Annotated in this window: 26 protein-coding genes; 15 read left to right on the forward strand and 11 right to left on the reverse strand. The window is 35.6% G+C overall.

The window, feature by feature from the left end:
* Positions 1-14 precede the first annotated feature (14 nt).
* From KM149_RS07160 to lacG, 12 genes are all read left to right on the forward strand, one after another.
* Positions 15-4,520 carry a phage tail spike protein gene (locus tag KM149_RS07160; RefSeq protein ID WP_241415254.1) on the forward strand — a complete coding sequence of 1,502 codons (4,506 nt, stop codon included), beginning with the start codon at positions 15-17 and terminating at the stop codon, positions 4,518-4,520.
* On the forward strand, positions 4,507-4,656 hold the full coding sequence (locus tag KM149_RS07165; RefSeq protein WP_241415255.1) for a hypothetical protein: 150 nt from the start codon (positions 4,507-4,509) through the stop codon (positions 4,654-4,656). The genes KM149_RS07160 and KM149_RS07165 overlap by 14 nt, the downstream gene beginning before the upstream one ends.
* Positions 4,657-4,702: 46 nt before the next feature.
* Positions 4,703-4,978, forward strand: coding sequence for a hypothetical protein (locus KM149_RS07170; RefSeq protein WP_241415256.1), 276 nt, complete (start codon positions 4,703-4,705; stop codon positions 4,976-4,978).
* 8 nt (positions 4,979-4,986) lie between these two features.
* Positions 4,987-5,286, forward strand: coding sequence for a DUF2951 family protein (locus tag KM149_RS07175; protein WP_126496185.1), 300 nt, complete (start codon positions 4,987-4,989; stop codon positions 5,284-5,286).
* A gap of 136 nt (positions 5,287-5,422) precedes the next feature.
* A complete protein-coding gene (locus tag KM149_RS07180) occupies positions 5,423-5,716 on the forward strand; it encodes a phage holin (RefSeq protein ID WP_050331002.1) in 294 nt (97 codons plus the stop codon).
* A 14-nt stretch (positions 5,717-5,730) separates the two neighbouring features.
* Positions 5,731-7,158, forward strand: coding sequence for an N-acetylmuramoyl-L-alanine amidase (locus tag KM149_RS07185; RefSeq protein ID WP_241415257.1), 1,428 nt, complete (start codon positions 5,731-5,733; stop codon positions 7,156-7,158).
* 254 nt (positions 7,159-7,412) lie between these two features.
* A complete protein-coding gene (locus KM149_RS07190) occupies positions 7,413-7,589 on the forward strand; it encodes a hypothetical protein (protein WP_214972558.1) in 177 nt (58 codons plus the stop codon).
* On the forward strand, positions 7,586-8,212 hold the full coding sequence (locus KM149_RS07195; protein WP_214972561.1) for a hypothetical protein: 627 nt from the start codon (positions 7,586-7,588) through the stop codon (positions 8,210-8,212). The genes KM149_RS07190 and KM149_RS07195 overlap by 4 nt, the downstream gene beginning before the upstream one ends.
* Before the next feature lie 137 nt (positions 8,213-8,349).
* Positions 8,350-8,475: a hypothetical protein gene (locus tag KM149_RS11960; RefSeq protein ID WP_262576306.1), complete on the forward strand. Its 126-nt coding sequence runs from the start codon at positions 8,350-8,352 to the stop codon at positions 8,473-8,475.
* Between the two features lie 338 nt (positions 8,476-8,813).
* Positions 8,814-9,200, forward strand: coding sequence for a hypothetical protein (locus KM149_RS07200; RefSeq protein WP_241415258.1), 387 nt, complete (start codon positions 8,814-8,816; stop codon positions 9,198-9,200).
* Positions 9,201-9,263: 63 nt separating this feature from the next.
* Positions 9,264-10,082 (forward strand): PTS lactose transporter subunit IIBC, encoded by an 819-nt coding sequence (locus KM149_RS07205; RefSeq protein ID WP_241415259.1) that lies wholly within the window; start codon positions 9,264-9,266, stop codon positions 10,080-10,082.
* Positions 10,083-10,101: 19 nt separating this feature from the next.
* A complete protein-coding gene (gene lacG / locus KM149_RS07210; protein ID WP_165544983.1) occupies positions 10,102-11,514 on the forward strand; it encodes a 6-phospho-beta-galactosidase in 1,413 nt (470 codons plus the stop codon).
* Between the two features lie 48 nt (positions 11,515-11,562).
* Here lacG and lacD read toward each other — a convergent pair whose 3' ends face one another.
* The 5 genes from lacD to pepF all read right to left on the reverse strand — a co-directional run bounded on the left by lacD (position 11,563) and on the right by pepF (position 16,647).
* Complete coding sequence (gene lacD, locus KM149_RS07215; protein ID WP_241415260.1) at positions 11,563-12,534, reverse strand: tagatose-bisphosphate aldolase; 972 nt, start codon at positions 12,532-12,534, stop codon at positions 11,563-11,565.
* A 192-nt stretch (positions 12,535-12,726) separates the two neighbouring features.
* Positions 12,727-13,242, reverse strand: coding sequence for a galactose-6-phosphate isomerase subunit LacB (gene lacB, locus KM149_RS07220; RefSeq protein ID WP_165544982.1), 516 nt, complete (start codon positions 13,240-13,242; stop codon positions 12,727-12,729).
* An 18-nt stretch (positions 13,243-13,260) separates the two neighbouring features.
* Complete coding sequence (locus KM149_RS07225) at positions 13,261-13,692, reverse strand: RpiB/LacA/LacB family sugar-phosphate isomerase (RefSeq protein WP_165544981.1); 432 nt, start codon at positions 13,690-13,692, stop codon at positions 13,261-13,263.
* 312 nt (positions 13,693-14,004) lie between these two features.
* Positions 14,005-14,766, reverse strand: coding sequence for a DeoR/GlpR family DNA-binding transcription regulator (locus tag KM149_RS07230; protein WP_060829943.1), 762 nt, complete (start codon positions 14,764-14,766; stop codon positions 14,005-14,007).
* A gap of 57 nt (positions 14,767-14,823) precedes the next feature.
* Positions 14,824-16,647 carry an oligoendopeptidase F gene (pepF, locus tag KM149_RS07235; protein WP_241415261.1) on the reverse strand — a complete coding sequence of 608 codons (1,824 nt, stop codon included), beginning with the start codon at positions 16,645-16,647 and terminating at the stop codon, positions 14,824-14,826.
* A gap of 171 nt (positions 16,648-16,818) precedes the next feature.
* Here pepF and KM149_RS07240 point away from each other — a divergent pair, with 171 nt between their 5' ends.
* Positions 16,819-17,145 (forward strand): hypothetical protein, encoded by a 327-nt coding sequence (locus KM149_RS07240; RefSeq protein WP_060829945.1) that lies wholly within the window; start codon positions 16,819-16,821, stop codon positions 17,143-17,145.
* 691 nt (positions 17,146-17,836) lie between these two features.
* Here KM149_RS07240 and KM149_RS07245 read toward each other — a convergent pair.
* The 3 genes from KM149_RS07245 to KM149_RS07255 all read right to left on the reverse strand — a co-directional run bounded on the left by KM149_RS07245 (position 17,837) and on the right by KM149_RS07255 (position 21,642).
* Entirely contained in the window at positions 17,837-19,099 is a 1,263-nt protein-coding gene (locus tag KM149_RS07245) for an aminoacyltransferase (RefSeq protein ID WP_214969777.1), read from the reverse strand.
* 30 nt (positions 19,100-19,129) lie between these two features.
* Positions 19,130-20,395, reverse strand: coding sequence for an aminoacyltransferase (locus tag KM149_RS07250; protein WP_241415262.1), 1,266 nt, complete (start codon positions 20,393-20,395; stop codon positions 19,130-19,132).
* A gap of 212 nt (positions 20,396-20,607) precedes the next feature.
* Positions 20,608-21,642 (reverse strand): M42 family metallopeptidase, encoded by a 1,035-nt coding sequence (locus KM149_RS07255; RefSeq protein WP_215021550.1) that lies wholly within the window; start codon positions 21,640-21,642, stop codon positions 20,608-20,610.
* A gap of 140 nt (positions 21,643-21,782) precedes the next feature.
* Between KM149_RS07255 and KM149_RS07260 the strand changes: the two genes are divergently transcribed.
* Positions 21,783-22,874, forward strand: a complete 1,092-nt coding sequence (locus tag KM149_RS07260) for a prephenate dehydrogenase (RefSeq protein ID WP_165544978.1) — start codon at positions 21,783-21,785, stop codon at positions 22,872-22,874.
* 146 nt (positions 22,875-23,020) lie between these two features.
* On the opposite strand, the gene KM149_RS07265 is transcribed toward KM149_RS07260, so the two are convergent.
* The 3 genes from KM149_RS07265 to KM149_RS07275 all read right to left on the reverse strand — a co-directional run bounded on the left by KM149_RS07265 (position 23,021) and on the right by KM149_RS07275 (position 25,139).
* Positions 23,021-23,122: a type I toxin-antitoxin system Fst family toxin gene (locus KM149_RS07265; protein WP_142380855.1), complete on the reverse strand. Its 102-nt coding sequence runs from the start codon at positions 23,120-23,122 to the stop codon at positions 23,021-23,023.
* A gap of 179 nt (positions 23,123-23,301) precedes the next feature.
* Complete coding sequence (locus KM149_RS07270) at positions 23,302-24,564, reverse strand: Y-family DNA polymerase (protein ID WP_241415263.1); 1,263 nt, start codon at positions 24,562-24,564, stop codon at positions 23,302-23,304.
* A gap of 167 nt (positions 24,565-24,731) precedes the next feature.
* Positions 24,732-25,139 (reverse strand): sporulation protein, encoded by a 408-nt coding sequence (locus KM149_RS07275; protein WP_060829949.1) that lies wholly within the window; start codon positions 25,137-25,139, stop codon positions 24,732-24,734.
* A 110-nt stretch (positions 25,140-25,249) separates the two neighbouring features.
* Here KM149_RS07275 and KM149_RS07280 point away from each other — a divergent pair, with 110 nt between their 5' ends.
* Positions 25,250-25,435, forward strand: a complete 186-nt coding sequence (locus KM149_RS07280; protein WP_016425025.1) for a 2-hydroxymuconate tautomerase — start codon at positions 25,250-25,252, stop codon at positions 25,433-25,435.
* Positions 25,436-25,468: the final 33 nt, after the last annotated feature.

Here is a 25,468-nt window from a genome sequence, read left to right on the forward strand (position 1 = left end):
AAGGAGGTTAAAAATTGATACACGTAATGAACTTTAAAGGCGAAATCATTGATTATATATCTAGAGATGATAACGCGTTAGTCAAAGCGGTACACCACAGAAATATTAACGATCGGACAGAAACTTTTGATTTTACAATCTTATCTGAACGTACGATAAACATGCAGGAACGTAATCGTATCATTATACAGGATAAAAACGGGCAGTATAGAGAGTTTATCATCGACCACATCTCACAAGACATCGATGGATACACTGAAATCGAAACAGTAGCGTCATACTTAGAAGATATTGCAAAGGCTAAGCCCTATGCACCACATAAATTCGAAAAGATGACAACAAGACAAGCACTATCTGATGTGTTAAAGGATACAGGTTGGTTGGTGTCAGACGCTACTGAATATGGTGGTATCCGTACAACATCATGGACGTCTTATCAAACCCGTTACGAAGTGCTATTACAGCTATGTACAACATATAAGATGATGGTCGATTTTTATATCGAAATTGGTAGCAACAGTGTTGAAAAACGTTATGTAGTGTTACGTAAACGCCAACCATTGTTTAACGGAAAAGAAATCACATACGGTAAGGACTTAACCGGTTTGAAACGTACTGTGGATTATTCGGAAGTTAAAACCGCGTTACTATGTGTTGGGCCCGAAAAAGAAGGTGGTAAACGTATAGAGCTCATCGTTAAAGATGACGATGCGCAAGCACGAATTGGTTTGCCTGGCAGATATAATTGGGGTATATATGAACCAGAAACCGATGATGAGAACATGGACGAAAAACGTTTACGTACGTTAGGGACAACAGAACTCAACAAACGTAAAAAAGAGGCTATTAGCTATGAAGTGACCGCACTTGATATTCAAAAAGCTTATATCCATGAAGTCGTGAACCTCGGCGATATGGTACGTATTAAGAACCGCGATTTTACACCACCGTTGTATGTGGAAGCAGAAGTTATATCTGAAGAGTACGATATGATTGCCGAAGATGTGGTATATGGTTTTGGCGAGTATGTAGAGTACCGAGAAAAAGATTTACGTGATGAGTTTACAAAAAAACTCGATGATATCAGAAGTAAATTAAACGATAGTATTAGTAATATTAATACGATTGTAAAAGACAGTGTGGACGGACAATTAGAATACTTTGAAAGAAAGATTATCAAAAGTGCGACCCCACCAGAGAACCCCGTCAACGATATGCTGTGGTTAGATATTAGTAATCCTGATGTACCCGTATTAAAACGTTACTGGAACGGTCAATGGATACTCGCGTCTGTTGATGATGTTGAAAAAATAGGTGGTATCACACGTGAGAAAGCGTTATTTAGTGAGTTGAAAAACACGTTTATTAATCTATCCATACAGCACTCTAAATTGCTTAAAGAGATGTACGAGATACTTTCTAGCGAGTACCTAGTCGACGAAGATTTAAAAACTGAAGTTAACACTAAATTAGACGCAACGATTGAAGTTTACAACCAAATTAAAGCTAATTTAGAAAATATGACAGAAGATACAGCAACAATCGGCAAACTCATCGATACACAAGCATTATTCTTAACGTATCGTCAGAAGTTACAGGACTTATATAATTCTGTGGAAAAAGCAAAACTTGCAATCGAAAAACGCTTTAAGTTACTGCAGTCACAGTACACCGATGAAAAGTTTAACGATGCAATGACCGAGATTGCTAACGTTCTACCTAACGGACACTGGGACCCCGATACTAAGCAATTGACGAGTGATATACCAAATAAAGATGATTTAGAACAGATGAGATTAAAGTTAATTGAATCATTGGAACCGATTAACGACAGAATCGAATCTATTCAAAAAGAAGTGAAAAATTACGAGAATGGTATGGAATTAACGATAGATAAAAAAATCAAAGAGTACAACAACGGTAGCGGTAATATCTATCGATACTCTAGCCCTCCCGCCTTTAAGGATGCGGAGTATTACGAGGCTACGTCGATTACTGAAGGCGATGAGAAAGCGATAGAATACGATAATCAAGAGAGTGTTTATTTTGGACCACTTGATTATTATAGTTGGGAATTAAAAGAAAATTATACAATGAGTTTTACAATAAAAACTGATACTCCAGATGCAAGCGTCCGATTGCTAATCCATGAAACTGGCACTGTAAACCTAACGCTACCAATTCCACAAGGGGAATGGGTACGTAAGTCTATTACCTTTAAACCAAACAAAAACCCGATTGAACGAGGCATAGCAATCAAATTCAATAAAGCACCAAACAAAGTTTGGATTAAAGATTTTCAACTTGAAAAAGGCGATAAAGCAACACCACAAAAAATGAATGGTGACGACCAAACAGGTATAACCAATAAAATTATAGAGAACTCAGCAAAAATCAGTGCTTTTGAAGATAGAATCAACCTCAAAGCAGATAAATCAGAAGTCGCTCAAACGCTCGACGAAAAACTTCAACCTATCAAAAACGAAGTGCAACAACAAAACGCTAATATTGAATTACTACCAAATAAGCTCACTGAACAGGTATCTCAACAAATTTATGAGACTACAATTAGCGGGCTTGTAAAACGATTAGAGGCAGAAGAATCAAAGCGAGAAACGTTGGCTAATCAAATCAACGATACCGTTTCTATACGCCAGTATCAAGCAGGTATACAAGAAGCTAAGGAATATGCAGATGAACAACTAAAAGACGTTGCCAATGCACCTGGCATCCGTGAGGGCATCGCGCAAGCGAACAAAGAGGCACAAGAATCGTTAAGACAGTATATTAATACGCAGGATGCACTCAAGCAACAAGAATCACAGGCTTATATCGACGGTCAAATATCGGCAGAGGAACAGCGTGCGATTGAAGAAGCACGTCAAAAGTTAGCAGAAGCTAAACGACATGCAGAGGATAAAGCGAACGAGGCACAACGCTTATCTAATTCTTACACTGACGGTCAAATCCGTAACGCAAATAGAGAACGTGACCAAATTCTTACACAATACGATTCACGCATATCTCAAAATGGTAGAGAAATTGCCTTACGTACGACTAAGAATGAATTCAATGCTACAAACCGCACTCTCTCTCGTGTCATGTCCGAAATCGTGCAGAACGTAACCACAGGTGCAACAATCCGATTTGATGATAATGGTACAGCGCAATCGTTGAATGTAGGTCCTCAAGGTATACAACTTAACGGCGATAAAATTAATCTAAATGCAAGCAGACAGTTTAATTTACTTGTATCTAACATGGATAGCAAAGTTGATAAGAATGCAGTTATATCATCGATTAACGCATCACCCGAACGTGTAGATATTAATACTCAAAATATCGGTATACGTGGCGGTTCAGGACAATCCTATGTGGAAATTAGGAATGACCAGATAGAGTTAGGTGGCGGCTTTAGAAGAACTTGGAGAGGTCGTTCGACAAGACACAGCATATTCACACGATTAAAAGATGGTCATTTACGGTTCAGAAACAATGCTCTTGACCGTTCTCTATATATGTCCGAATTTGGAATATCCACATATATAGACGGAGAAGGAGAAGGGCAAGGTTCCTCAGGTACAATCCAATGGTGGGACACAACATATTCTCAATCAAACGCAAACGGAATTACTATTAATAGTTATGGTGGTGTGGTGGCATTATCGAGTGATACTAACAGAATTGTTTTAGATGCTTATGCGTCATCGAATGTCGAAAGTAAAACAGCTGCAGTATATATTCACCCGCACAAAGATACACGGCCGGGTAACAATAGATTCGCATTTACTGTATCAAATGCAGATCACTCATCAAATACAGATGGTTACATCATGTATGGGTCAGACACAAACTATAATTACGGTGCAGGCCTACGGTTCAGTAAATCTCAAAATGGAAAGACAGTTCAAGTTGTAGACGGTAATTATTCAACCGGTGGCGACACAACAATCGAGGCCGGATATGGTAGTTTTAACACTATTTCTAAAAGAGACGGCAACAACTATGTAAGAATCATAAGTGATGATGGTTTACTTGTCGGACGTGATAACGCAGGGAATCGTATAGCATCAAAATTTATCTACAATAGAACATATTCTGGTTCGCCAAATTTACACATTACGGGCGAAGGGACTTTAGGTCGTTCAACGTCTGCTATGAAATACAAAGCGTTAATTGAAAAGCAGTTTGATGACAATAAAAGGCAACTCGAACACTCTCAACACATTTTAGATTTAGATGTTAAATCATGGTTTGATAAGCATGAAGTGGAAAATTATGCTAGAGAAATTGTTGAGGGAGAAAAATTAGACGAAGATAAATACAAAATATCACGGCACGTTGGTTTAATTGCTGAGGACTTAGCAGAGGCAGGCTTAACTGAACATGTTGTGTATGGTTATGACGGAGAAATTGAAGGCATCGAATACGATAGACTGTGGATACATTTGTTGCCAGTCATTAAAGAGTTAAAAGACAAAATTAAAGTATTGGAGGAAAAACAAAATGAATCAAAATAGTCAAGGGTTGCAAGCAGACCCTCATCTCGTGATCAACAATTTGACACAGGAAGTGGCAAGGCTTTCGCAAGAGAATGCAATGTTAAAAGCAATTATTCAAGAACAAAATAACGATAGTAAAACGTCTGACGAATAAACGTTAGGCGTTTTTATTATAAATAAAAAAATTAGGAGGAATTATCATGGAACAAATTACAGAATTTTATTTAGTTGAGGTTAATTCGCAAGGGGAAGAAAGTTGTTTAATGCAAAACTATTCAAACAGTTTTGTACGTGGTGCGTCACCAAATAGCGCATACAAATTTAAAGATGAGGAACAGGTTAAAAAAGTATGTAGTATGCAAAACATGCTTGCTAGCATCTTTAACAACGGTACTAAAACGTACTATGTGAAGCAAGACATTACACGTAACAGTTTTGATGAAAAAGGCGAACCATATACAGCTGAAAAAGAGTAGGTGGCATGATGTTTGGTTTTATCAAACGACGAGAACACGAATGGCGCATTTTGCGATTGGAAGAAAATGATAAAGACATGTTTAAAAAACTAGATAATATTGAACATAGTCTTAGAACACAAGAAAAAGTTTACGACAAGCTTGATAGGACTTTTGAAGAATTAAAACGCGATAGATTAAAAGATGAGCAGAATAAGAAAGAAAACGCCAAAAACATTAAAGATTTAAAAATGTGGATGCTGGGTGTTATAGGCACGATTGCAAGTACGATCGTTATTGCTATCCTGCGTACATTTTTTGGCATTTAAAGGAGGTGATTGTTATGAAATTTGCGTACAGTTTTTGGAGTTGTTTTTGGTTCGGCAGATGTAAACGATAACTAAAGCGTATTAAGTCGGCACTTATGTGTCGGCTTTTTATTTTGCTAAAAAAGGAGATAACAATATGGATAAAAATATGATTTTAAGAACTGCTGTTTTACTTTTAGCTTTAATTAATCAATGGCTAGCTAATCATAATATGTCGCCACTTCCGACCACAGAAGATGACATCAACACACTTATCTTAACAGGTGCAGCACTATGGACATGGTACAAAGATAATCCCGTATCTAGAGAAGGCAAGTGGGCAAATCAAAAGTTAAAAAAATACAAAGCCGAAAAGAAATATATTAAAGCAACAGGACAAGCGCCGACAAAAACTGTTGTTGAACCTACAAATCAAGATCATAACATTTAAGGAAGTGGCTAACGATGAGAACTTATGATGAGGCAGTAAAATGGTTAGATAATTCAGTTGGCAAACAATTTGATTTTGATAAAGCATACGGGTACCAATGCTATGATTATACCAATGCTTATTTTAACTATATGACAGGCAAAGTCTTATACGGTATGTTTGCAAAAAATATCCACACAGATAATAAAGCCACACTTGCACCTATCGCGACAGTTTATGAAAATACAGAACACTTTCTACCACAAAAAGGCGATATTGTTATTTTTAACGGGAGATACGGTGGCGGTTGTGGTCACACTGCTGTGGTTAATCAAGCTACATTACAATCTTTCGAAGTCATCGAGCAAAACTGGTTAGAGGGTGGTTGGGTAAACAACAGACCCGGTTGGGAGACAGCAACACGTAGATGGCATTATTACGATAACCCAATGTACTTTATTAGATTACATTATGCATCTAAAAAATCTATCAAAAACATGGTCGCGTCTGTACTGCCTTCTAAATCGAATGAAACTAAAAAAATGAAGATAGCACTTGTTGCTGGTCATGGATATAACGACCCAGGCGCTGTTGGTAACGGCACTAACGAGCGTGATTTTATACGCAAGAATATTGTGCCAAATATTGCCAAACATTTACGTACTGCAAACCATGATGTGTACTTATATGGCGGTTCTACAATGAATCAAGATATGTATCAAGATACTGCATACGGGCAAAGTGTAGGTAATTATAAAGACTATGGTTTGTACTGGTTAAAAAATAATCAAAAGCCAGATGCAATTGTAGAGTTCCATTTAGACGCAGCAGGACCACAAGCGAGTGGTGGGCACGTTATTATATCAAGTCAATTTAAAGCTGATAGTATAGACAATAAAATACAGTCCGTTATTAAGTCTAATGTGGGTCAAATCAGAGGTGTGACACCACGTAATGACCTCTTAAATGTAAATGTATCAGCACAAATTAACGTCAATTACAGATTGGCTGAACTAGGTTTTATAACAAGTGGTAAAGATATGGATTACATTAAAAAGAATTACGATAAATATGCTAAAGATATTGCAGGGGCTATACATGGTAAGCCAATCGGTGGTACGGCAGGAGGAGCTAAAAAAGCGAAATCAAAGCAAGATAAAAAACCACCCGTACCAACAGGATATAAACTCGATAAAAACGGTGTGCCATATAAAAAAGAAAAAGGCGTATACACACCAACAACAATAAAAGGTAATAATGTACGTAAAGGGTATTCCCTAACGTCAGAAATAACAGGCGTGTTGGCAAACGGACAAAGGATCACTTATGACGGGGCTTATGTTTTTAATGGCTATCGTTGGATTACTTATGTATCAAATAATGGTAGACGCTATATTGCAACAGGTAAAGCTGATGCAAAAGGAAATCGTGTTGATTATTATGGTAGATTTAGCAAGGCGTAAAGAGGGGCTATCCTATATGGGTAGCCTATTTTTTATGCTATAATACAAATAGATTACCGGTAACCAATCCGGCTTTATTTACCACCACCTATACTAGTTAAGGGTGGTGTTTTTGTATCTAACTAAAGTCAGCGAAAACCAACTAAATTTAACAAAATGCGAAAAAATTAGTCATAACTATTGCGTATAGACAACAGAAAGTATTATCATGATTAAGAGGAAAGCAATTATACCAAAAGAAAGATGTGAGTAGTATGGCTACAATAAGTATTACTACAGATTACAAATTTACACAAAAATCAGCTCAAAAACTTTTAAATGCGATGGATATTAACGAGAATAAAAGAGTCAATAAAACAAATGTGAACGCAACGAAAATTAAATCAAAAGATGAAATAAACGACATTTTGAAAGGCTTTCAAGATAATTGAGTTTAAAAGTATTATCTCTTTCTGAGTTGTTAACAGGTACTAAGCAAGAAGTTAATGATAAAATCCCTGCAATTCAGAATATGTTGAACACATTTGAAACAATTTCTATAACGGGTAGTAAATCAGCACATGACGTTGATAACTTTCTGAAAAATAAATCTGTTTTATTTGATAGACAAGGTTTGTCTAGAACTCATTTGGTTTTTTCTAGTTATAAAGGGGAAAGTGTTTTAGTTGGCTACTTCACTATTAGTAATAAACCTTTAGTTTTCACAAAACGAATGCTAGATAAATGTAGCAAAACATTAAAAAAGAAACTACAACAAAAAGGTGAGACTCATAGTGCTAACGATAACCTTATTATTCAAGGTTACTTGATTGCTCAAATAGGAAAGAATTATTCTAAGAAAGCATTGGCAACTAAATCGTTAAACGGTAAAGATTTACTTACGTTAGCCTATGAAATGGTTGAAAGTGGTTCCAAAATTTTTGGCGGTTCATATATTTGGGTTGAGTACGAAGATAATGAAAAATTAAAGAAATACTATAAAGGTTTTGGATTTACTGAAATAGAGAATCATACGAGCCAGAATGGCTTGAAAATGGCAATTATGAAAATATAAGTTTTCAATATTATAACCCACCACACCCTAATCGGTGTGGTATTTTTTTATACGAAAAATCAAAAAAAGTTTACGAAAAAGGTTGTTAAAAGGACAATTGTCCTGTATAATAATAAGTGTAGTAAGGAGGTGACAACATGGATAGGCTGGAAAGAAAAGAAAAAGAAGCAATAATTGCAGAAACCAAAAGCAGAACATTCCGAAACTACTGCTTAGGCATAGCAACCATTGCTTCAATCATTAAATACTGGTGGGGGATTTAATCCCCTCCCTCATAGTATAAAACGAGGTGAAAGATATGACAAATTTAACGAAAATTAGAATTAGAACACTTTTAAATTATACAATCGGTATTGTTGTTTTGTTACTTGCTATCTATATAATTCTCTTTAAATAAATTTAAAGCCTATCCATGTTAAATATGGAAATTCAAACAGTAAAAAAATTAATTAACTCAAATATTGATGCAACCACAATTGAAAAGAACACAAGTGTTGATGCTTCGTCCATCAGAAGAATAAGACGTGGCGAAAGAACTGTAGAGAAGTTAAGTTTTGAAAAGGGAGTTGCACTATATAATTATCAAAAGGGGTTGGAAGTAATGAAAAAATCAATCGAAATTAAAGACCAAAATAACATAGTATTAATTGACAGTTTAGGACAATTCTTTACTGACATTGAAAACGACAATAACGGTCGTTTTAATGTGGAATATGTTCTTCTTAATGAAGTAGAACATGACAACGGAAGCGTATATTATGAAGTAGAATCGAACAGAACTGAAGAAGTTCCGTTTGGCGAAGAGGTTACTGAAGATAATATCGAAGCTTTAGAGTCTAAATGGCTCGAAGTAGATCAATCGGGAGAGAATTATATCGAAAGCGTCTTTTTCGAAAAAGAAGAAGATGCGAGAGAATATATCAAATTAGTTCTGAAAGGTTATAGCACATTTAAAGAAGCAGCGGAAGCGATTGGCGTGATTAAATAATAAAGTAAAGAGGGGTTATTAGCCCCTCTCTTTTTTTATGTATGGTTTGTAACAATATCCACTTTGCTCGTTCCTTATTTATTTATATTTCTTTGTAAATCAAAAGAATTAAAAGCTGTTGGAAAAGCATCCGTCGTTCCAACTACTTTTGCAGTAAACGAACCTTTACTCTTCGGTGCACCGATTATCTTAAATCCAGTATTTATGATTCCTTTTATCATTACGCCTATTATTAATTCATGGATTTTAAAATTCTTTGTTGAACAATTAGGGATGAACGGTTTTATGCACTTACTTCCATGGCCTACACCTGCACCGATTGGTATATTCATGGCTAGCAACTTTGCGATGCTTTCTCTTGTCTTAATTGCCGTATTATTGATAGTAGATTTTATTATTTGGTATCCATTTGTACGTGCATACGACAAAATCAAGCTTGATGAAGAACACAGTACTGTAACTGCTGAATTAAGCAGTGATATGAAATCTGTCTCTGATACAATGACTGAACAAGAAAATGAATCCTCACATGACCAACAGATTCACACCTTTAGCGCCAATGTTTTAGTCGTCTGTGCAGGTGGCGGAACAAGTGGTATCCTAGCTAACGCACTTAACAAAACAGCAAAAGAAAAAGGCGTTCAGTTAGAAGCAACCGCTCGTGCATATGGTCAAGACATGGATTTGATTCGTGACATGGATGTTGTAATCCTTGCACCACAAATGGATTCAATGAAAGATGAAATGAAGAAAATAACGGATCAATATGATGCGCAACTAATGACTACAACTGGACGTGAATACATTGCCTTAACACGTGACGGAGATGCGGCATTAACAAAAATAGCTAATTTGATTCGTCAGAAAAATCAAACAAAATAAATATAAAGGAGCGATTTAAATGATAGCATTACCTAAAACTTTTATCTTAGGTGCCGCAACGGCAGCATATCAAGTTGAAGGTGCAAGCAAAGAAGATGGGAAAGGTCGCGTTTTATGGGATGCATTTCTAGAAAAAGAAGGGCGATTTAGTCCTGATCCAGCGAGTGATTTTTATCATCGTTACGAAGAAGACATCCGTTTAGCTCATGAACATGGCATTACAGCGCTGCGGATTTCGATTGCATGGTCACGCATATTTCCACATGGAAGTGGCGAGCCGAATGCTAAAGGAGTCGAATACTATCGTAAAGTATTTGAAACATGTCTTCGATACAATATAGAGCCTTACGTTACTTTGCATCATTTTGATACGCCTGAAACATTGTTTTTACAAGGAGACTGGCTCAATAAAAATCAAATTTCAGCATTTGAGGATTATGCCGCTTTTGTTTTTGAAGCATATCATGATATCATTAAACATTGGATAACGATAAATGAACCTATTGCCTATGCACAAGGACAGTATCTTTCTGGTGCGTTTCCGCCAGGTGAAAAGTATGAGCGACTAAAATGTGTCCAATCTCAACACAATCAACTCGTTGCACATAGTCGTGTTGTCAATTTGTTTAAAGAGAAAGGCTATCAAGGTGAAATTGGACTCGTACATGCATTAACACAATTTTATAGTATTGATCAACAACCTCAAAATATTGAAGCAACACGTAAACATGATATTTTCATGAATGGGTTCATGTTAGACGCAACATTTTTAGGATATTATACGGATGAAAAACTAACAACAATAAAAACTATATTAGCAGATGAATTTGAGCAATTAGATATTCGAAAAGAGGAGTTGGATACCCTTAAAATTGCAGCACCGCAACTTGATTTTATTGGTATAAATTATTATCAAAGCAATTGGATTCAATACCATCAGGATGAAAGCTATATTTTTCATAATGGAACAGGTGATAAGGGGACTTCTGTGTATCGCATCGCGGGCATTGGTGAAGTCGTCAAGAATGATAAAATTCCAACGACCGACTGGGATTGGTATATTTATCCAGAAGGTCTCTACGATATGATTCAACGGATTCAAAATGATTATCCAAATTATAAGAAAATGCTCGTAACAGAAAATGGACTTGGTTACAAAGATCAGTGGATTGATGAAGAAACACCTATCAATGATCAAGTACGTATTGACTATATAGCAACTCATTTAGAAGCAATTAGTAAAGCGATCAAAGAAGGTGCACGTGTCGACGGTTATTTTGTATGGTCACTACAAGACATGTTTAGTTGGTCAAATGGTTATAATAAACGGTATGGACTATTCTATATTGATTTTGAAACGCAAAAAAGATATGTCAAAAAAAGTGCATTATGGTATCGTGAATTAGCAAAAGCGATTGCACAACAATCTTAACATACGTAAATAAGAGAAGGGATATCACGTGATATCCCTTCTCTTATACTATAATGATTGAATAGGTGTGGCTGTCGTCTCTAATACTTTATTTAAAGCTTCTATATTTTTAACCCCTTCGTTTGTAAGCCACGATTGCGCTTGGCTCATGTTTCCATCACGATACCATTGTGTTGCGCCTGCCCATGTCGCTCTTCCACAAAGCACGCCATTAAATGTTGAGCCAGATTTATGAGCAAAAATCAATGTTTCTTGGAACAACTGAGCAGATACACCTGCACTTAAGAAAATATATGGTAGAGGCGTATGATCCGCCTGTGCTTTAAAATGTTGCGCTGCCTCAGATTGTGTATAAACGACTTCTTTTTCACTAAATCCTTCAACATAAGCCATGTTAACAGGAATTTCTACTTTTAAAACATCAACTTGAAAACGTGGTTGACTGTATATTTCCATCGCTCGATTAACTTTATGTGGCTTTAATTTTGCGTATTCAATACTTTGGTTGTCTTCAATAGTCGCATCATAAGTCAATATTTCTAAGAAGAAAGGTATATTTTCAGAATGACACTCTGCGCCCACACGTTCAACAAATGCTTCCTTTTTAATATTTATGGCTTCTGATTCATCTACGTCAACATAAATCAGTAGCTTAATAGCATTTGCGCCAGCCTCTTTTAGACGCTTAACAGACCAATTATCAAGTAAATCTGGAAGTCGACCTGGTTCGGTTTTATCATAGCCCGTTTTTTCATAAGCTAACATTAAACCACACGATGCCTCTCTGCTTGCGGCAGCTGGAAGGCCATATTCAGGATCTAATAAAATGCTAGATGCATAAGGTGTCAAAGATTCAGAAACGATCACTTTAAATTGCTCGATGGCTTCATCTGAAATATCATTTCCTAACATTCGCTTTAATGCACCACGTTGATCAATCGCCAACGCTGCAATAAAGCCTTTATCATTCACTAAATGAGATAAGTCTTTTACCATTTTATTCGCCTGCGGATAAAACATATACAAATCTTCTCATGTTGACTATTGTATAGTGATGCTCGTTTATCTCGCAGGTACCTCCTAATCATTACACGCGCACCTAGTGATATTATTTTTACTTTTTCAACTTAAATGTCATAGTCGTCAATAATGTATCTCCACATCCCCAGAGATATCATTTAGTAACAGTGCTTATTTTAACCGCTATAATCTTTAATCTTGGTAAGCCCCTTCATTCCATTTTTCTAAATACAAATCAAACATATCGTCAGTGTAATGAACATCTTCTGACTCTAACACATGATCAATTTGACGAATCAATGCTTCGTTTTCATCTGTTTGCGTATATGCGGTGTTAATAAATGTTTCGACAATATTTTTGATTAGGTCTATCCCCGTCACTGCACCTCCAACCGCTATAAGGTTACAGTTATATTGTTGCTTTGCAATTCGTGCACTTGTAGTATCACGAACAAGTGCAACACGTGCACCAGGTGTTTTATTTGCAGAAACACTAATGCCAACACCCGTTCCACATAAAACAACACCTAAATCTGCTTCTTGTTTAACGACACTTTCTGCCGTCAATTTTCCAAAAATAGGGTAGTGCGTGCGATGTTTATCATAAGTGCCAAAGTCAATGATTTCATGCCCTAAATCCTTTAAATGTTCAGAAATTCTCATTTTTACATCTGTAACAATGTGATCACAGCCAATCGCTATTTTCATAATTTTACCTCCCAGTTTTTAACACATATGATTGAGCATATCGATTCTGATTTGATGACGGCCTGCATCGTAATCAGCTTTAAAAAAGGCGTCCGCACAATTTTGCGCAAGTGTTGCACCTATAATTTCTGAACCTAAAACGATGATGTTCGTATTATTATGACGTCTTGTCATTTTAGAAGATTGCTCGTCGGACACACTTGCACAAATAATGTGTTTATATTTGTTTGCAATGATAAAAGGGGCAATGCCATAGTCATCAATAATAATCGCTTTACTTTCTAAATCACTCTGAATCTTCATAACAGTCTGTTGGGTTACTTTGAAAACATCGTTCCCATCCTCTGAACTTGTTAAATCCACGACGTCATGACCTTTAGCTATCAAAAAAGAAAGCAATTTTTCTTTTAATGCTTGTCCTTTTGTTGTCGCATTAAGGTACAATTTCATATCCCTCACTCCTTAAAAATGTTCGATAAAGTCTAATTATGTTCTAAAATGTTTGTTTATAGTTATATTATACACAACAAAGTATTTTTTACAATATTTATTATGCAATACTGTTACATTTTAAGTAGAGGGACAATATTAAAAATTATTTTGTGGTAAAAGTGCGATAAAATAGGGGGTTAATCATTGTTTTTATAAAAATGATGATGAAAATAAGCACTCAAAAGAAAAAAAGAGTATAAGAGAAATCATTTTGCTTTCTCTTATACTCCAGTTCGAGTTAACGTAATGTTTGCATATAGCCACTTTTTATCAAATAAAAAGCGTAGGATTTTGTTCGATTCTCGCAACATCATCTGTGATGACAGCTGTAACTTGATTCAATGTAGCGAATGTAAATAAAGCTTTGACATCAAATTTTGTTCGATCTGCATTAATATAGACTTGCTCAGCAGTTTCTATAACGACTTGATGGCAAGCACCTTCAGCTTCATTTGCTGTCGTTATTTCTTGGTTTACGATACCATTTGCGCCGATGAATGCCTTTGTAATTTCAAATTGATGTATCATATTTTCAGCATATTGGCCTACAAAAGTGCCTGTTTTTTCTCGATATCGACCACCAACTAAATACGTATCAATATGGGCCAAGCCTTTATATTGCATAAATATATCCATAGAGTTCGTTACAATCGTTAATCTTTTATCCTTGATATAATCAAAAATGGCTTCATTCGTCGTGCCTGAACCAATAAATACAACTTCCTCATTATCATCAACAACATCATGAATCAGTGTACTACACTTTTGCGCGATAATTTTTTTAGCTGCTGTATTCATTGCTTTCTTATCTTGCCTTGATTGTTCTTTATAAATCGTTGGGTTAGGGGAGGATAAAGCTTTAGCGCCACCATGTATACGTTGCAAATAACCTTGTGACTCAAGTTCTTTTAAATCGCGACGTATCGTCATTTCGGCTACATTTAAATCTTTCGACAAATCTAACACACGTGCGATTCTTTTTTGTTCGATTTGATCAAGTATATACTGATGACGTTCATCTTTCAATTTCATCTCTATATCCTCCGCATTTCTTTAAACATTCTTCTTAAAGTTTATTTTAATATTCTTTTACTTTTCGCTATCAGTTGTAGCCTCAATTTCATTCGTTAATGCTTCTAATTCATCAACTAATTGACCGATATATTGTATCGTTTCTTTAAGCGGTTGATCCGTCGTAATATCGATACCGGCTATCTTCGCAATCTTTGTTGGAGAAACACTGCCACCAGCTTTTAAGGCAGTTAACCAATCATCTACAGCAGGTTGACCTTCATTTTTAATACGTTGTGCCATAATTGTTCCAATTGTTAAACCAGCTGAATAAGTGTATGAGTATAGCCCCATATAATAGTGAGGTTGACGCATCCAAGTTAACTCTGCGCCTGGTGTATACGTGACTACGTCTCCCCAGAACGATTTAATCACATCTAACTTTATTTCATTTAACGCAGGTGCATTCAATGATTCACCTTTATCGACACGTTGATAGACTTCTCGTTGATAAGCTGCTTCTAGTAAATGCGTAACCATATTATGATAATATGTGCGTGCTAAGATGGAGCCAATTGCCCAACGTTTAAAACGTGGGTTATGACTATTTTTAAATAAGTAATTAAGCATTAACATTTCGTTCATTGTTGATGGTGCTTCGACAAAATACATAGATGCTTCAGATTGTAAGTAATTTTGATGCGCTTGTGCAAAGGTAAAATGGCCTGCATGACCTAATTCATGAGCTAGCACAAATGCCTCAGTCATTTTACCTGTCCACGAAATAAAAATATAACTATGTGACGCATAAGGGCTCGCACAATAAGCACCCGTTTGTTTACCTTTGTTTTGTGGGAAATCTATCCATCTATCATCATAAGCTTGATTTAACATTTTAACATAATCAGCACCTAAGACATCTAGTGCACCAAAAATATATTTTTTAGATTCTTCAATTGTAATTTCAGGTTCATATTTAGGATCAACCGAAATCTTTAAATCTTCAAATCGAAGCTCGTCTAATTGATTTGTTCTTTGAATGATTTTCGCATATTTACGCATAATAGGCGCTAAATCAGACATAATCGTATCAATTTGGCGATGATACATCTCTAAAGTAACATCTTGTTCTTCTAGTAGGTACTCAATGACTGAATCGTAACCTCTCAAATCAGCTTCTAATTTTTCTCTTTGGACCTGAGCATTGTAAACTGCAGCCGTTGTATGTTCATATTTTTTAATCGTGTCACTAAAGTGACGGAAGCTCTTGCGACGTAAATCCGTGTCTTCATGATCTTCATAGTAACCTTCAAATGTTATGTAGTCCATATCATATTGCTGTCCATTCACTTCAAAACTTCCAAAATCAATATCAAGCATCTTTGTGATTCCATAAATTTCACTTGCTGATGAAAATGCGGGTGCCATACTCGCCAAAGCTTCTTCAGCTTTGGCATGTAATTGATGGGGTTGTCTTTTTTGCAATTGCTTTAAATAATAACCATAAGGCAACTCATTAATCGCAACATCCATCGTTTCTTTATCTAAAGATAGCAACTCAGATTCAACAAAAGACAGTTGGCTTATAATCTTACCATAATTCGTTGAAAATAGGGCGCTTAACCGTTGTCGTTCTGCGTCTGTAGTATCGACACTTAACAATAGTTCTGCATAATTCCCTGCGCGATCTAATTCTATTAATATTTGAGAAAAGGCTTCTAATCCTTTTTTAATGGTATCTAATTGGTTCAATTGCCCTTCATACTGCGCTTTAAAGGATTGGGCATCTTGATATAATGCGTGAATCGCTTTTTCGTAAGCCGCTGAATCAGCGTATAAATCACTTAAATCCCAAGTTTCAGCTGTAGGGACTTCCGTTCTATGTGGTAATTTTTGAGACATATGTCATCATTCCTCCTTTAAATATGTATGTAACTATATTATAACGTTTTTATATGCATAAACGCATGTCTAAAGATTTCGATAACTTAATTTGACTTTTAAAACTGATAAAGTACAGTAATTTTAGTATAATGAAATCTAAATCAAAGCAATTGAAGGAGACTAACCCATATGACGATACTAGAAATGCCGAACTATTTGTGGGTGACTTTACTCATTATGGTCGTCCTCACATTATTTTGTACTTTAGTGCTTAATAAGTGGTTTTTTGCAGCAATAACCATGTTTGTTGTTCTTGGTGTATTGGCATTTATCATACCCAATTTTTATGACATCACGTATGAACCGTTATTAGGATATGCAGCATTTGTCGCAATTCTAAGTTTAATCATTAGCGCATTGTTATGGTATTTTACACGCAATTGGCGAAAACAGCGTCAGCTTAAAAAATATGAAAAAGAACGTGCACGCTTCGAAAGAAAACATTATCCGAAGTAATATCTAATATCCTTAAACCGCTGATGTTATATATCAACTTGTTTAAGGATATTTTTATTTTTTATAAGGAAAAGGGCTCAATCCCTTTTAATGCATAACTTCCTATAATATATATTATGTAAACTAAAAAAAGATTCTTGAAATACAGCGGTCTTTCTATACATATCTATATTGATTTGCGTATTTACATATCAAATACATCATTTGCCAACGTTTATTATGATTTAACCGCTAGTATTATGTTATAGCGTTTTTCACATGCAGCTTTATCAGCTTATCTATCACTTAAAGATCGATACAGCAAATGAATTTGCTATGAATGCATGGTATATATCAATTCATGCTTAAAGATAATGAGACAAATTTGAAGCTAAAACCATCCATAGTAGCATAACCATGTACAAGAACGATGTTTAAACACCGATAAAAGCTTGCAAATGTATGTTACATCAGACAATCACTGAATTATCATAATAACAGCTAAAAAACTATTGCTATAGACTTCTAATTTGCACTATATATAACAGAGCCATACATTATTTAAATAGACCCTAAAATGAAAGCGCTGTCAAAGGTCCTTATTTGCGGTTTTTAAAAATCAAACTAATCAATAGGTTTACATAACATAAATATGGTTAATCCTATTTTTGTAAAAAATTCGCGCTTTTTAGCTCAAAGCGCGAATCAATTGTTATTGTTTTTTAATTTTTGTACGTACTTTATTTAATGTATTGAATACAAAGTATTTTACTTTATGGATAGGTTTGTAAAAGTCGCCAATGAGTTCTTCAATTTGCACATTGAATCCTCTTTTAAAGCGGTATACACCATAATCTTCACTGTTTTCGGTAAAATCACCGGACAATCCGTAGAAGTTGTAACGCTCATATCCATGTTCAAAGCAATAGTTAATCATAAACCAATGCATCGCATACGGTCCCATAAATTGATTATATTTCTCACTTGAGCCGCCTGAAAAATAATTGATTTCGTAAGCATTTGCAAAATATACACCCGAAGCAAGATGAAGAACTGCACCATCTGTTTGACGTAATTCGCTTGCTCTTAACAATTCTTTTTGGTCATGATCAATTTGCGTATCTAACTCTGAAATTTTCTTAATTTGCTTGTCTGTTTTATTCTCTTTAGACATCATTTGATCACGTCTTGATTCTTTATCATTCAAGCTCTCCTGTAAGGTCGTTATATACTCATCAAGATCGATGTATGCTAATGGAATCAACACTTTATGGCCATAATGATCAATAAAGTTTTTGAAATAATCGTCTGTTTTTGACACAAAGCCTGCACGTTCTTCAGTTTCTCTATAAAGCTCTAAAAAGAGATTAATTTCCTCTTTTTCTAAAAATCTAACTTTCACACCAAAATTGTTCGCTTTATTGATATTTCTTTTACGCTGACTATCAAACGATTTTTTTAATGTTTGTGGCGTTTGATCTTTTAAATCAAGTACGCCCATCCATCTCACTTGACTTGATGTATCGTATGTAGTTGTAAAACCATGATGACGGTAACCGTGTGATTTGAAAAGTTGTACCAGTTTATCATTACGCTCTCGATTTGGAAACGGTTGGATATCTTTATCGTATATTTGGTAAATCCAATATGGATCTATTTTGACATAAAGGCATTTATTTTTCGTTAAATATTGTTCTAATTCTTTTAAATAGAAGTCTACTAATCCTAAATCACTATAATCCATGACCGGACCACGATTTGAGTAATAAACATAACTACCTGCTGTAGGAATTTTTGAAAATAAGCTGGCTGCAAGGATTTGATTATTGTCATCTTTCACGCCAAGCAACACAACTTGAAATCCGTCCGCTTCTCTTGTTGCAATATTTTCTTTTACTTGAAAATAGTGGCTTTCTAAAACAGGATTTTGAACAAATTGGTCGTATTCTTCAACTGTTAACTCTGTAAATTTCATACCAATAAATCCCCTTCTCTTTGCTATATCTTATCTTTTTATCTTGTCTTTTAATTGCTTTAATTTTAAGTAGACTGTATAGGCAGGTTTGTGTATAGGCTTAATAAAATCACCGACATATTCTATTACTTCTGCATTATAGCCTTTTTTAAACTTTATCACACCTGCATCTTCTGCCTCTTCTGAAAAATCACCACTAATGCCATAAAAATTATATCTTGGAATTTGATAATCAATCGCATAATTAATCATTTCCCATTGAATTGCGTAGCTTCCAGCAAAATGACGAAATTCGTTTGCCGTACCACCTGCGTAATAAACAACTTCAAACGGATTTATAATAAAGAATCCAGCCGAAATCGGTAATGTATCACCGTGTTTAAGTTGCAATGTTTCTGCTTCTTTTATTTTAGCTTGATTCGCTTCCAGTTGTTGCTCTAAGTTTTTCTTTTTATTTATGGCTTTCTGATTTTCAGGGCGCTTGTTGATGTCTTTGTCTGCTTTTGCAATTTCTTTTTTAAAGTCTTGCGCTTCAGCGTTGAGCTCTGCTAAATATGCGTTAAAATCAATATACGCTAGTGGCACGCGTACACGATCTTTATAGTATTTCATACGATGATAATAAAAATCGTCATCTCTATCTACAAAATCTTTTGTTTCAGACGTATCTTCCATAAACGAACGGAAAATATGTAATTCATCTTCGTTTAGATAGCGGACTTTAACACCGTTTTTCTGTACTTTTTTCGTATTTCTTTTCCTTAAATTATCCATTTGATTTAAGATGTCTTTTGATGTTTTATTTTCAACATCGAGCACAGAATGAAAACGAATTTGTCTTATTGTATCGAACCCAGTTGTGAAACCTTCATGTTCAAAGTTTAATTCAGCCATTTTATCAAAAAACCAGTCACTGCCGTATCTTTCAATCACTTCACCATCATGGTTTCGCTTTAACATTGGTAAATAAGGGTCTACTCTCAAATACAATGCATGATATTTCTTAACATATTTTGAAAGTTCATTAAAAAAGAAATGAACGAGCGCTTTATTTTCGTAATCCATAACTGGTCCGCGATTTGAATAAAAATATTTAAAAAACTTCATTACTGGCACCGCTGTCAGTAAACATGCTGCTAGTACGTTATTGTTGTTATCTTTAATGCCGACAAGATGTGTTTCAACACCTTCAGCAACCTTTAATTCATAGTTCCCTACCATTTGCGTGAAATGGCTATATGGCATTTGATCTGTAAACGCACCAAATTCAGCCGTCGTTAAATTTGTAAACTTCATTTTAATACTCCTATTTCTCTTTATATCTTCCAACCATTTTAATTTGTTCTGCTTTCCCTCTTATGGCATACCTAGAAAAAGCAACAGTGAAGTTTTAAATCCCCAGATTGTTTAAATCTCTATCACCGTTGCGATTACGCCATATTCACCCTTTTATTCTTTCTACATTTTAACTTATTCCCTTCAAATTCGCCAATATGATGGTATTAAATTTAAACTAATTCTGAAAAACAGTATGCTTCTAAAAGCGCTTGAGCTGCTTTAATTGAATCTATATGTGTCCGTTCCAATGCATGTGAAGACTCAATTCCTGCCCCAAACAAACCGTGTTTGACATCTGCACCTGCACTTAAAGCGGCAGAAGCATCAGAACTATAATATGGATAAATATCTACTTGATACGGAATGTGGCGTTCACGACATAAAGACACAAGATGATGACGCAACTTTTTGTGGTAAGGGCCCGAAGCATCTTTCGCGCATATTGACACTGTGTATTCATCTGAGGATTGACTGTCACCTAATGCACCCATATCAAAAGCGATAAATTCTTTAACTTTTGGATCAATATTCGAGTTTGCACCGTAACCAATTTCTTCATTATTAGAAATATAAAATTGAATTGTATAAGGGAGCCGCTTCGATTGTTCTTGGTACCATTCCAAAAATTCAATAATAACTGCTACACTCACTTTGTCGTCTAAATGACGTGACTTTACAAATCCTGAAGCTGTAACTTCTGTTCGAGGATCAAAACTGACAAAATCACCTACTTCAATACCTAAAGCACGTGTTTCCGCTTCAGATGTCACCTTTTCATCTATTCTAACTTCCATATTAGTCTCATCACGCACAATTTCATGATTATTACGATAAACATGTGGTGTCGTCTCATGGATTAAAATTGTACCTCGGTATGTTTGTCCTGTTGCGGTTTCAATCGTACAATATTCGCCTTCAATTGCATTATAACGAAAGCCACCAATAAGGGCTAAACGTAAACGACCATCTTTTAATATCTCTTTAACCATTGCGCCAAGTGTATCTACATGGGCTGTGATACACTTTTTCTTCTCATCATTGTCGCCCTTAACTTCTATAAGTAATCCGCCTTTATTAGTAATATGTGTCGTGTAGCCACTCAATTCCACACGCTTTTTAACATAATCGATGGCACGCTCAGCACTTCCAGACGGACTATTGATAGCTGTTAATTCAGTTAATGTTTCAATAACACGTTCATTCATACTATTCATCCCCTTCTTCTCTTTATTCTATTGTAACGATGATATGCTAAAATCTCACGTATTCTTATCTCACTCTTGCAATTAAACGCGTTAAAATGATAAACTAGCCATTATTTATTATAAACTAAAGGGGGGCTTTGATGACTCACATCTTTTTTGTTGGTCTTGGTTTAATCGGTGGAAGTTTAGCCAGTAATATGAAGTATTTCCATCCAAACGTAACCATTACAGCTTTTGATGCAAACCCCGACCAACTCGAACGCGCACAGTCTATAGGTATTATTGACCATGCCTCTTCAGATTATGAAACGACACTTAAGCAAGCAGATATCGTGATTTTTGCAACACCCGTACAAACGACAGTTAAATATTTAAAAGCGTTGCCCCATCTCGAAACACAACCCGGTTTAATTGTCACTGATACTGGAAGTACGAAAGCAACGATTCAAGCATTTGAGTCGACATTATTAGCTTCTCAAATCCACTTAGTCGGTGGGCATCCGATGGCAGGAAGTCATAAATCAGGTGTGCTCAATGCGAAAAAGCATCTATTTGAAAATGCTTACTATATTCTCGTTCATAACCTTGCAGAAAATAATGATGCACGTCAAGAAATTCAGCAATTACTTGAACCAACGCGTGCACACTTTATACATTTAACTGCTAAAGAACACGATCGTATCATGAGTATCGTTAGTCATGTTCCCCATTTCATGGCCTCTAGTCTTGTTCATCTCAATGCTTTTTTCGCTTCTGAGTCTTCTTTAATTCAAGACTTTGCTGCTGGAGGTTTTCGCGACATTACACGTGTAGCAAGTAGTAACCCTGAAATGTGGCGTGATATTTCAATCGAGAACAAGTCCCATATCATTTCGTCACTTAAACATTTGCAACATCAGCTTTCGAATACCATTCATTTGCTTGAAACCGAACAGCAAGACGCTCTATATGATTTTTTTAATGATGCAAAATCTTATCGCGATGCCCTGCCAATACGTCAAAAAGGGGCAATGGATAGTACTTTTGATTTATATGTAGATATTCCAGACCGACCGGGCATGATTTCGAAAATTACAGAAATATTAAGTACGCATCAAATTTCTATAAGAAACTTGAGGATTTTGGAGGTTCGTGAAGACATTTACGGTGCTTTACGTATTAGTTTTAAACGTCCGGAAGATCGAGATGCAGCGCGCATTGCATTAAAAGACTTTGATACTTACCTAAGCTAAAAAACAGGAAATATTAACGCATTTTGCATTTCTTTCCTGACTCATGTTATAATAAATTCAACAAGAACTTCGTGCATGATATGCACCAATCCCCTCGCTACTTCCGATAGCGAGGGGATTTTTTCGGCGCTAGCTTATCATATCGCCTATTTTTTCTTATTGTTGCGTACACGTAGCCAATGTGCAAATAACGCAACAATACAACCACTGACAACCGTGGTTGTGATGTGAACAAGAACTTCGGTCATTCATATGCACCTCCTCTCTGCGTCGTCATTGACGCCTGAGAGATAGGCGACTTTTTAATTATACCATCTTCATTTTTACAATCCTAGCTTGCTTCTTATCCATCCATAAAATAACAATAAACACTGATATCGCAATCATACAGCCACATCCATACATCATTGATACTTTAATCACACAGTTACATTTTATGCCCTGCCATTAAGCCTAATCTTCCATACTTAGTCCCCGCTTCAGTATAGGATATCGCTTTTGAAACGATGCCTTTACCATATTTCTCTTGTAAATGATCAATCGTTTTCGCCAATTTTTCTTGACGTAGCCTTTGGAATTCATCCGCAAACAAATCTAACTGTCTTTCACTTTCAGGCGACATTTTCGTCAACGCCACACTCAAGGTCCGATATAATTCATTTTGGTCACAATACGTTTCAGCCAAACGCGCAACAACGTTATAAATATCTTGCTCTAAGTTGGTACCGACTTGTAACGTATATTGTTTAGAGATACCACCTCCATCTTTGTAACCAAATGAAAAATGAATTGCCTTTGCGAGTTGTTGACGTTCTCGCAAGCGCCGTGCCACATCTTCAATGAGCTCTTGCATAACAACCTTTGCTTCTTGAAATGTATAATCACGCATCAAAATTTGGCTTTTACAAATAGAAGGGTTCATAATTTGATACGTTTCATTCATACGACTTTGATCAATCCCATTCGCATGTAAATGAAGGTCTACACCTATAATCCCAAAGTCTCTTTTTAAGTAAACGTATGGATACTGTGCTAATTGTCCAATTTTAAAAATTCCTCGCGCATTCAATTTTTTCTCCGTTTGTTTACTAATCCCCCAAAAAGAGGTCAAAGGAGAAATCTCCCATACTTTATTTGGCACATCTTCATAACGCCATTCAGCAATATAGCGCGGATTATTTTTAGCTTCATTATCCAATGCGAGCTTACTGAGTAACATATTAGAACCGACACCAATCGCACACTGTACTTTAGTTTCTTCATATATTTCTTTAATTAAACGCTCACAAAATGAATGTAAAGTCGTATTAAAACGATAATAACTCTTCGTCACATCCATAAAAAACTCATCAATACTGTACTGATGAAAATCTTCTGGTGGCACATAACGTAACGCGATTTTAGAAATCTTTAGTGATATATCTAAATACTTACGCATACATGGATTAATAATATAAATATCGTTGCGATGCGGAATTTCAAATAGACGTGAACCTGTTTGAATGCCTAACTTTTTAAGGGGCTGCGTTGCTGCAAGCACAACCGATCCTTGTCTTTTCGTATCTGCAACCACTGCTAACTTTGTCGTTAAAGGATCTAATCCTTTTTCAATACACGACACGCTCGCAAAAAAACTTTTTTGGTCTATACACAAAATATCCTTGTTTTCTAATAAATGATAATCATACATCTCCATTCACCCTTACCTATCTGAAGTTATATTTCTATCATACACGAACATATGTTCTTAAATCAATACAAATAGTACATATGTTCTAAATAAAGCGTTAAAAAGCGATGTTGCGCCTTTAATCAGAGGCAACATCGCTCAATTGAATCCTTACTGCTTATGAATGATTAACGTCGGTAAGGTATAACAGCTTCCATCTCTTCATCCAAACCGTACTCAATATAAACATGAGTATGCAAATAAATATGGCTTTTAAGTGATTTAAACGTTAATGACTCCGGTTTAAAACTAAAGTCTATTTTTTTATCTTCACCTACATCGATAGTAAATGCTTCATCAATCACAAAGCGGTCTAGTTCATGCGTTAAGTATGAAAAGTCACTCGTTTCATCATCATTCGGATATTTTTCAATCATCGTCAATACAATATGTGTGACTTTTTGATCGCTTTGACCCGCTTTGAGATGCACACACCCCGAAATTGTATCCGAAAGATCATATTCTCGCTGATTTAAACGAATAAATACTTTCATACCATTGATACCTAAAGAAGTTAATACATTATCAAAACCCATAAAAACCCTCCATGTCTCTTGTTGTTAACCTTATCATAGCCAAAAATGATTCTATCGCGCAACCGATATCAAAAATGCTATAATGAAATAAAAATTGAGGAGGTCTTATCATGCCTATTGTTACAGTTAAATTATTAGAAGGTCGCACGGATGAACAGCTTAAAAATTTAGTAACTGAAGTGACAGATGCCGTAGAGAGAACAACAAATGCGAAGAGAGAAGCAATTTCTGTTATCATTGAAGAAATGAAAAAAGAACACTTTGGCGTTGCTGGTGTACGTAAATCAGACCAATAATACTAAAGTCTGGGATATAAACCCCAAAATAAA

Source organism: Staphylococcus coagulans (assembly GCF_022557135.1).
GTDB classification, from domain to species: domain Bacteria; phylum Bacillota; class Bacilli; order Staphylococcales; family Staphylococcaceae; genus Staphylococcus; species Staphylococcus coagulans.

Bases quoted from the DNA above. Each gene is read 5' to 3' on its own strand.
- KM149_RS11960 (WP_262576306.1), top strand. From the start codon at position 8,350: ATGGATAGGCTGGAAAGAAAAGAAAAAGAAGCAATAATTGCAGAAACC.
- KM149_RS07185 (WP_241415257.1), top strand. From the start codon at position 5,731: ATGAGAACTTATGATGAGGCAGTAAAATGGTTAGATAATTCAGTTGGC.
- KM149_RS07270 (WP_241415263.1), bottom strand. From the start codon at position 24,564: ATGTATGATTATCATTTATTAGAAAACAAGGATATTTTGTGTATAGAC.
- KM149_RS07245 (WP_214969777.1), bottom strand. From the start codon at position 19,099: ATGAAATTTACAGAGTTAACAGTTGAAGAATACGACCAATTTGTTCAA.
- KM149_RS07180 (WP_050331002.1), top strand. From the start codon at position 5,423: ATGGATAAAAATATGATTTTAAGAACTGCTGTTTTACTTTTAGCTTTA.
- KM149_RS07275 (WP_060829949.1), bottom strand. From the start codon at position 25,139: ATGGGTTTTGATAATGTATTAACTTCTTTAGGTATCAATGGTATGAAA.
- KM149_RS07165 (WP_241415255.1), top strand. From the start codon at position 4,507: ATGAATCAAAATAGTCAAGGGTTGCAAGCAGACCCTCATCTCGTGATC.
- KM149_RS07260 (WP_165544978.1), top strand. From the start codon at position 21,783: ATGACTCACATCTTTTTTGTTGGTCTTGGTTTAATCGGTGGAAGTTTA.
- KM149_RS07265 (WP_142380855.1), bottom strand. From the start codon at position 23,122: ATGACCGAAGTTCTTGTTCACATCACAACCACGGTTGTCAGTGGTTGT.
- lacD (WP_241415260.1), bottom strand. From the start codon at position 12,534: ATGTTTTATCCGCAGGCGAATAAAATGGTAAAAGACTTATCTCATTTA.
- KM149_RS07240 (WP_060829945.1), top strand. From the start codon at position 16,819: ATGACGATACTAGAAATGCCGAACTATTTGTGGGTGACTTTACTCATT.
- KM149_RS07190 (WP_214972558.1), top strand. From the start codon at position 7,413: ATGGCTACAATAAGTATTACTACAGATTACAAATTTACACAAAAATCA.
- KM149_RS07200 (WP_241415258.1), top strand. From the start codon at position 8,814: ATGAAAAAATCAATCGAAATTAAAGACCAAAATAACATAGTATTAATT.
- lacB (WP_165544982.1), bottom strand. From the start codon at position 13,242: ATGAAAATAGCGATTGGCTGTGATCACATTGTTACAGATGTAAAAATG.
- KM149_RS07280 (WP_016425025.1), top strand. From the start codon at position 25,250: ATGCCTATTGTTACAGTTAAATTATTAGAAGGTCGCACGGATGAACAG.
- pepF (WP_241415261.1), bottom strand. From the start codon at position 16,647: ATGTCTCAAAAATTACCACATAGAACGGAAGTCCCTACAGCTGAAACT.
- KM149_RS07225 (WP_165544981.1), bottom strand. From the start codon at position 13,692: ATGAAATTGTACCTTAATGCGACAACAAAAGGACAAGCATTAAAAGAA.
- KM149_RS07230 (WP_060829943.1), bottom strand. From the start codon at position 14,766: ATGAAATTGAAAGATGAACGTCATCAGTATATACTTGATCAAATCGAA.
- KM149_RS07250 (WP_241415262.1), bottom strand. From the start codon at position 20,395: ATGAAGTTTACAAATTTAACGACGGCTGAATTTGGTGCGTTTACAGAT.
- KM149_RS07255 (WP_215021550.1), bottom strand. From the start codon at position 21,642: ATGAATGAACGTGTTATTGAAACATTAACTGAATTAACAGCTATCAAT.
- KM149_RS07175 (WP_126496185.1), top strand. From the start codon at position 4,987: ATGTTTGGTTTTATCAAACGACGAGAACACGAATGGCGCATTTTGCGA.
- lacG (WP_165544983.1), top strand. From the start codon at position 10,102: ATGATAGCATTACCTAAAACTTTTATCTTAGGTGCCGCAACGGCAGCA.
- KM149_RS07170 (WP_241415256.1), top strand. From the start codon at position 4,703: ATGGAACAAATTACAGAATTTTATTTAGTTGAGGTTAATTCGCAAGGG.